This window comes from Thermomicrobiales bacterium, assembly GCA_023954495.1.
In the GTDB taxonomy this organism is placed as follows: domain Bacteria; phylum Chloroflexota; class Chloroflexia; order Thermomicrobiales; family CFX8; genus JAMLIA01.
This window is the reverse complement of record JAMLIA010000036.1, coordinates 21,764-29,457: the sequence shown is the minus strand read 5'-3', so window position 1 is coordinate 29,457 and position 7,694 is coordinate 21,764. Positions and strand designations below refer to the sequence as shown.

7 protein-coding genes are annotated in these 7,694 nt (G+C 64.7%); 4 read left to right on the top strand and 3 right to left on the bottom strand.

Annotated elements, in window-relative coordinates; all coding sequences use genetic code 11:
- The coding region (locus M9890_08755; GenBank protein ID MCO5177041.1) for a transposase at positions 1–230 on the top strand (230 nt) is incomplete at its 5' end.
- Between the two features lie 298 nt (positions 231–528).
- Here the strand turns inward: M9890_08755 and M9890_08750 are convergent.
- Complete coding sequence (locus M9890_08750) at positions 529–2,301, bottom strand: hypothetical protein (GenBank protein ID MCO5177040.1); 1,773 nt, start codon at positions 2,299–2,301, stop codon at positions 529–531.
- A 148-nt stretch (positions 2,302–2,449) separates the two neighbouring features.
- On the opposite strand from M9890_08750, the gene M9890_08745 reads away from it, so the two are divergent.
- The 3 genes from M9890_08745 to M9890_08735 are packed head-to-tail and all read left to right on the top strand — an operon-like array spanning position 2,450 to position 4,378.
- Positions 2,450–3,943, top strand: a complete 1,494-nt coding sequence (locus M9890_08745; protein MCO5177039.1) for a M81 family metallopeptidase — start codon at positions 2,450–2,452, stop codon at positions 3,941–3,943.
- A 22-nt stretch (positions 3,944–3,965) separates the two neighbouring features.
- A complete protein-coding gene (locus tag M9890_08740) occupies positions 3,966–4,163 on the top strand; it encodes a hypothetical protein (GenBank protein ID MCO5177038.1) in 198 nt (65 codons plus the stop codon).
- 20 nt (positions 4,164–4,183) lie between these two features.
- Positions 4,184–4,378, top strand: coding sequence for a hypothetical protein (locus tag M9890_08735; GenBank protein ID MCO5177037.1), 195 nt, complete (start codon positions 4,184–4,186; stop codon positions 4,376–4,378).
- A gap of 111 nt (positions 4,379–4,489) precedes the next feature.
- Here the strand turns inward: M9890_08735 and M9890_08730 are convergent, their stop codons facing one another.
- Positions 4,490–5,500, bottom strand: coding sequence for a hypothetical protein (locus M9890_08730; protein ID MCO5177036.1), 1,011 nt, complete (start codon positions 5,498–5,500; stop codon positions 4,490–4,492).
- A 375-nt stretch (positions 5,501–5,875) separates the two neighbouring features.
- On the bottom strand, positions 5,876–7,531 hold the full coding sequence (locus tag M9890_08725) for an amidase (protein ID MCO5177035.1): 1,656 nt from the start codon (positions 7,529–7,531) through the stop codon (positions 5,876–5,878).
- Positions 7,532–7,694: the final 163 nt, after the last annotated feature.

Here is a 7,694-nt window from a genome sequence, read left to right as displayed (position 1 = left end):
CAATTCATTCGGTGGACAATGAACAACCCCACGGACTTTCGACCATCGTTTCCGGCTTCAAGGGACGGGTGACTCGCCAAATCAACCGGATGCCACAGCCAGAGGGGATTTCATTGTGGCAACGATCGTTCTACGACCATGTCATCCGCACCGATGCCGACCTGGATCGAATCAGGGAGTACATTGCCAACAATCCGGCGCGGTGGATGGACGATCGATTTCACACATAGACGCGATCTCTGGTGAGAGGACTGAGAGGACGTCATTTGGCCGAAAACAACAGAGCGCTTCGGCTGCCGCAGTGGCGATCGATCTGTTGAAGGGGGAGGGTCGCCTCACGGCGATGACAGCGCGAGCGCTGTCCCTACGAAACGTTGGAACGACCGCCTCTCACGACCACTCATCCCGAATTCGTCGCTAGTAGGTGACCAGATCCTCGGAGAGTTCTGCTTTCAGTTTGCCGGCAAACCGCGGCACAATGACCGGACGATTCTCAATGCGACGATCATGGCCGACACCTGGCGCGCATTACGGTGCACGGCAGTCCTCGAAGACGCGGCGGACGATGGCGAGGGTGGCGGCGTAGGTGGAGTCCATGCCGTAGTAGGACAGGCCGCGCGCGCCGAGGGTGTGTGCGTGGGAATACGGCGTGTCCGAGGCGTAGTGGATGATGCCGAGATCGACCGGGATCTGGCTCATGTTGACGCTCTCGTTGGTTGGGTGGCGGGTGAGGGCGACGTCCTCATAGAGCGCCGACAGGTACGGGCCGGCCTCCATCTCGACGACGGTGAAGTTCTCACGGTAGTAGAAGTCGAGATAGCCGCGATTCTGCAGGTAGGTGCCTTTGACGGTCACGGCACGCTGGCGGTCGAGCGTCGAGCCGTATACGAGGAAGGGGTCGAGGTCGGCGCTGGAGAAGCAGTTGGCGAACCAGTAGGTGTTGCCGGAATGCTCATCGTAGACATCGTTCGAGATCATGACGTCGCCGATACGCGCGTTGAGCGTCGCGGCCTTGCCGAGGATGTAGATCCCGCGGAGCTGATCGACCCCGGTCGCGACCTGGCCGAAGATGTGGTACGCGGCCAGACCGAGCGGGTAGTTGATGTTGACGATGACCGCGTCGGTGCCGTTCGGGCAGTAGTCGCGAATGCGCGGGTCGAGGTCGTCGGGCGTCAGCCGCGAGAGATCCATGATCTGGATGCCGACATCGAGCGCGCTGGTCGGCTCCAGCGTCACAACGCCGTGCTCAGCTTCCTCGGCGTCGCGGGCAGCGCGGGCCTCGCGATTGGCCGCGTAGTAGAGCCGAGCCGTGTAGTAGAGGAAGTTGTCCCACGATGCGCGCACCTCGCCTGCCTGCAGCTTGCGCAGTTCCGGCAGCAGGTCGGGGTGGGCGGATTGCTCAACGAAGCGAATCAGCTCCTCGCGGCGACGGCGGACCGTGCCGGTCAGGATGTTGGCGAGCGAGTGCGTGTTCGAGGAGACGAAGTAGACGGGGCGATCGGCCAGGCCGAGGTCGGCCAGCTCGCGGCCGGCTGGTGCCCACCAGCGTTGCGCCGAACGGGTGTAGCCGAGGTAGGTGCCGCCGAGCATCTGGAGGCGCAGGTCGCGCTTGTGGTCCGCGAGTCGGCGCAGGTTCGGCCACAACTCGCTCCCCCAGGCCGAGCAGAGTCGCGCCCAGTCGGTCGGCGGGATCTGCAGCCATTCGCCAATCTGCTCCAGTTGCTGTGCGTCGCTCTCACCGTCCGGCTGTCCCGGTCGTCGTGATCCAGCCTCGATCAGTTCCGCCAGCTCGGGCGTGTCGCGGATGCGCTGATGCAGCTTGTTCCACTCGATCTGCCAGCCGACGATCGTCGGGATAAGGTCGTCCAGATCCGACGCCGAGCCAACCATAACCGCGAGCGTGTCGTGGCCGTCCCACTGCCAGCGACGGCGACGACCGGGCGCGGAGACCGAGGTCCACTCGTCCAGATTCGTGTAGCCGTGGCGGGCGAAGACGGAGTGCGATTGCCCCAGCAGAATGCGCTGAACGGTCACGATCTCGGGCGGCAGGCGCATCGTGCTGTACATCAGCGCGCCCATGTCGGACACCTCGGAGGCGGCGAGCGCATGAAGGCTCGACTGGATGTTCAGATGGGCAGGGATAAGCGAATCGACATCGACCGGGCCGGAGGAGCGCAGCAGCGTTGAGTAGGTGCGGACATAAAGATCAACCTCGCGTTTGCCGGCCGGTTGTGCGCCGCGCTGGTTCGTGAACGGATCGTCCCCGAGTCGCTGTGAATCTGTCGCGTCGATCGACTGCATCTGCTTGCCTCCGCACATAGTCGGCGCTCTGATCCGGCGATGATAGCGACCGCACCGGTGGCAAGCAACTGCATGCTCGTTGTCGCGGCATTTGCCCGTACACCATACTGCGTCGAACAACTCGGACGACCGAACGGAGCAAGGGGCAATGACGCGAGTCGCCGTTGGCGGCATCTCGCAGGAAACCAACACGTTCTCACCGCAGCAGACGACGCTGAGCGACTTCCAGTGCCGGACGCTCGTGCGCGGACAGGCGCTGATCGACGGCAGTCGCGGTGCAAGCACCGCTCTGGGCGGCATCGTCGATACGGCGCTGGCCCTCCACTGGGAGATCGAGCCGCTGCTGTTTGCCTCAGCGACGCCGGGGGGACGTGTCCGGCGCGGTGTGTTTGAGGCGCTGACCAACGAGCTGGTCGGTGGGATCGCGGTGGCGCAGGCGTCGGACGATCTGGATGGCGTGCTGCTGGCACTCCACGGCGCGATGGTGAGTGATGGTCTGGAGGACGCCGATGGCGAGATCCTGCGGCGAGTGCGCAAGGCGGTCGGGCCAGGCGTGCCGATCGTCGTCGTGCTCGATTCACACGCGAACCTGACAGCGAAGATGGTCGCAGCGGCGGACATCCTGCTGGCCTACGAAACCTACCCGCACATCGACACCTATGCACGCGGCAGCCAGGCTGTGCGGCTCATGGAGCGGCTCCGACGCGGCGATTTTCGGCCGGTCCACGCGTTGCGGCAGATGCCGTTGCTCAGCCCGCTAACGGCACAACGAACCGACGGCGCAACGCCAATGGCCGAGCTGGCGGAGATGGCCGTCGACCTCCGTCGTGAGCGGGACGTTGTCGCCATTACACTCACGCCGGGGTTCCCCTACAGCGATATCCGCGATGCCGGCATGGCCGTGCTGGTCACGACGAACGCTGACGAGCGCTGCGCGAACGAGCTTGCCGACCGGCTGGCAGATGCCTGCTGGGAGCGTCGCAGCCGGTTCGTCGCGGAGCTGACACCGGTCCGCGAGGCAGTAGCACAGGCGATGGCAGCAGAGCACCGGCCGGTTGTGCTGGCCGATGTAGCCGACAACCCCGGCGCAGGTGGGACCGGCAGCGAGACGGCGATCCTGCAGGCGTTGCTGGACGCGAGGGCAGTCGGGTCCGTCGTGGCAACCATCGCCGATGAGAGAGCGGTCCGCCAGGCGGCCACCATCGGCGCGGGACAGCGGGGCGTGCTGCGGCTTGGCGCAGCGGCTAGCCGGAGCAGTGGTCCGGTACGCGAGATCGCCGCGTTCGTGCGCTGGGTCGGCGACCTGAGCTTTGCCGGACAGGGGCCGATGGGCGCTGGCACGACAACGAGGTTGGGACCCTCGGCGGTCATTGAGGTGGGCGATCCACCTGTCGAAGTCATCCTGTCATCCAACCGCGTCCAGTCGCTCGATCCGCAACTCCTGCGGTCGGTCGGGATTGCGCCGGAGGAACGCCGGATCATCGCCCTGAAGTCGAGCGTCCATTTCCGTGCCGCGTTCGAGCCGCTGGCTGCCGCGATCATTGAGGTCGATGGGCCGGGGCGATCATCGCCGAACATCCAGCAGCTGCCGTATCGCCGCGTTCGGCGCCCGATCTGGCCTCTGGATTGCGACGTCATGTAGGGTTCGCAGAAAGGAGCGCACCATGAACGACGATCGCGAGCCGGAGAACAAGCAGCCTGAAGAGAAGAATACCCAAGGTCTCGGTATCGGCATTGGCGTCGGTGTCGCCATTGGTGTCGCTATGGGTCTGGCGCTGGACAATCTCGCGATGGGTATCGGCGTCGGCCTGGCCATCGGCATCGCACTGGGCATGGCGTTCGATTCGCAGAAGAGTGATTAGCAGTCGGAAAGGCAGCCGCCGTGAACGATTCGTCATTCGAACGTAACCGCTCGCGGAGGAAGCCGCCGCTGTTATCCGGTGCCATGGTCCTGCTTGGCGTCGTCATCGGACTGGCTCTTCTGGGTCGCCTCGACAGCAGCGGCGTGCCGATTCTGATCGGCGCAGTCATCGGCGTGGCGATGGCGCTCGCATTCTCGTACATGCGTCGCCGGTAGGTCGCAGCGCCTAGTGATACCTCAGCCAACGGTGCTCGCCTACGTTGGGCTGCGTTGGGCGGGTGGGAGATTTCTCACTGCCGGGTGCCCCCAGACGGGTGATGCATATTGTCAGGCGACGAGCGTAGCCATGGCGAGGTCGGGACGACCCAACAACCGATTGATCCAGATGCCGACGTTATAGGCTAACAGCTTGGCCGCCACCTGGGTGCTGACGCCCCAGTGCGATCTGGCACCCGGATAGCGCAAGCCAAAGACGCTCGTCAGCGTCTGCCCCACCGTCTCAACGATCTGCCGCCAACCACAATGCTGCTGGCGGGCAGCGGCCGCCGTCGCCTGCGGCCCCAGCGCCTGTTTGGTCAGCACTGTCGCGCCATAATCGTCGTGCCAGTGCGGTGCCCACGCCTTCCCGGCCAACCCATCATCGGCCAGATACGGCACCGTACTCGGTACACCGACCCCATCACGTGGCCAGATCGGACCGGTCGGACCGCGATACGGCCGGTACCAGCGTTTCCCGGGCGGGATGTCATCGGCACCCCACGGTTCGGCCCACCGATCGTGGCGCCAGCACAGCAAGGCATCGGCGACCCACCGACCCTCACAACTGGCGGGAGCCACTACAAAGCCGGTCACGATGCCATCGTCGGTCACGGCGATCCACAGTTGACAGCCAAAGTACCAGTCCCGGTCACTGCCACCCCGACCAATGGACGCCTCGTCTGCAAACAGCCGATGGTATTGCCCACGACAGCGCCGCGCCAGGGGTACCGGGATGCCATCGAGGACCTGGTACGGTCGCAGCGCTGCACCGAGGTGCTCGGCCAGGTGCGGCACCAGGTGTACCAGCACGTTACTCAGATCCCGTGCCCGCCGGTTGAAGGCCGGTTGGCTGAGGAGGTGCGGAAAGTAGGCCTGCCAGCGCGCGTCAGCCAGACGACACAGTGCCCGCTCAGACAGCCCAAACCACTGCTGGCAGATCTTCAAGGTGAGCACCTCGCTATCGGCCATGCGGGGCTTCGGACCGGGACGGATCGGTTTCTCGGGCGCGGCGTAGGTCTGGTAGAGCTCATCCACAATGACATACACTGCGGTCAGGAAGGTATCGATGTCGATCGTCATGCTGAGCCTCCTTTCAAGCCCAGCCTAACGCGACTCGGTACCTCCTTTTATTCCCTCAACAATATGCATCACCCGTCGGAGGGCACCCGGCAACCGAAAGATCTCCCACCTGTCTGATTCAATCGGACGGGGAGGCACGGATCCTTCACTCAGTTCAGGATGACAGAGCAGAGGGATGCGCCGCGGCTGCGTTCGGCTGTATCGGGCCGGGGGAGATCTTTCGGTTGCCGGGTGCCCTCCGGGCGCTAGACGACAGGACAAGCTGATGGCTGTCGCCTTGACCGATCGGACACTCTGACGCACGTAGTGGGCGCTGGCGAACGCTGCTCCGGCTGGTGCGTCCGCCAGCAGCGCCCAGATTAAGTCCCCCGAATGCTACGGTAGATCGAGCGACGGCAGCATCCTCGGCGCGCGCCGATGCATTGTCCCTTGCTCGAACGCGTAGGCCAGCGCGATCAGCGTCGGCTCGCTCCAGGTGCGTCCCATAAACGTGAGATTCACCGGCAGTCCAAACGAGTCGCCGGCCGGCACCGAGACGAGCGGATATCCGGCCATCGCTGCCGGCCCCGAGCTCGCGCCAAGGAAGTGGTCGCCATTGAGCACGTCAGTCGGCCAGGCCGGGCTGCCAGTCGGCGCGACCAGCGCGTCGAGATCGTACTGATCCAGGACGGCGTCGAGGCCCTGCTCGCGTGAGAGCGTGTGACTTTCGGCCAGTGCGGCGAGATACGTAGGGTCGTCCAATCCGCCGAGGTCAACGGCCATCTCGAAGATCTCCTGCCCGAAGTAGGGCATTTCGATTTCCCAGTTGGCCGTGTTGAACTCGATCAGGTCGGCCAGCGAGCGCACCGGCACGTCTGGTCCGACCGTCGCGAGGTAGGCGTTGAGATCGGCCTTGAACTCGTAGAGCAGCACCGTGAACTCGGCATTGCTGCTCGCCATCTGATCCGCCGTCGGGATGTCGGCCGGATCGATGACCGTGGCACCCATGTCGCGCATCGCCTGGATGGCAGCCTCGACGATCCCATCGGCCTCGGGACTGTATCCCCACATGCCACCGGTTCGCGGCACGCCGATTCGCGCCCCGTTGAGCGCGTCCGGATCGAGGAATTCCGTGTAGTCAGCCTGTACCTGGTCGGCACCGGCAGCCGTCATCGCGTCACGCGGATCTGGCCCGGCGATCGCGCTGAGCACCGCCGCCGCGTCGGCCACCGTCCGTGCCAACGGCCCGATCGTGTCCTGCGAATGGGCGATCGGGATCACACCGGCGCGGCTGGTCAGTCCGACCGTCGGCTTGATGCCGACCAGCCCGTTGGCGTTGGCTGGACAGACGATCGAGCCGTCCGTCTCGGTGCCGATTGCCGCGGCAGCGAAGTTGGCCGATGCTGCAGCGCCCGATCCGGAGCTCGACCCACAGGGGTTGTGTGTCAGGACGTATGGATTCTTCGTCTGTCGTCCAGCGCCGCTCCAGCCGCTGGACGACTGGGTCGAGCGGAAGTTCGCCCACTCGCTGAGGTTCGTCTTGCCCAGCACGATCGCCCCCGCCTCGCGCAGGCGCGCTGCGATTGTCGCGTCCTGCGTGCGGAAGTTGTTGGCCAGCGCGATCGACCCGCCCGTGTTCGGCATCTGGTCGGCGGTATCGATGTTGTCCTTGAGCAGGACCGGAATGCCATGCAGCGGTCCGCGGACGTTCCCTTCAGCACGCTCGCGATCGAGATTGATCGCGATGTTGAGCGCGTCCGGATTGGTCATCATCACCGAGTTGAGCCGTGGGCCGTCCTGATCCAGCTGCGCGATCCGGGCCAGGTACATGCCAGTCAGGTGTTGTGCTGTCAGTGAGCCATCGGTCATCTGCGCCTGCAGGTCGGCAATCGTCGCTTCCTGGATGTCCTCATAGACCGGGTTCCAGATTGACCCGGCCCTGGCCACCTTGCCGGTGTGTGTTCCTGACCACCCCGCCATCGCCGCCCCGGCGGCCACGGCGGCGGAGCGTTGCATGAATGATCGACGGCTGAGCCGACTACGATCGAGCATCGCTCTACCTCCCAGTCTTCAGATGCATGAGTGCGATTCACCGGAGCGTTGCCACAATAGCACGGATTGCGCAACCGCACAAGCAAAGGTTGAGTCACGTGGAATTGCCGGCGGGCGCAGTTGACCACCATAGCACTCAGGACTACCATCGCCTCAACCGGCA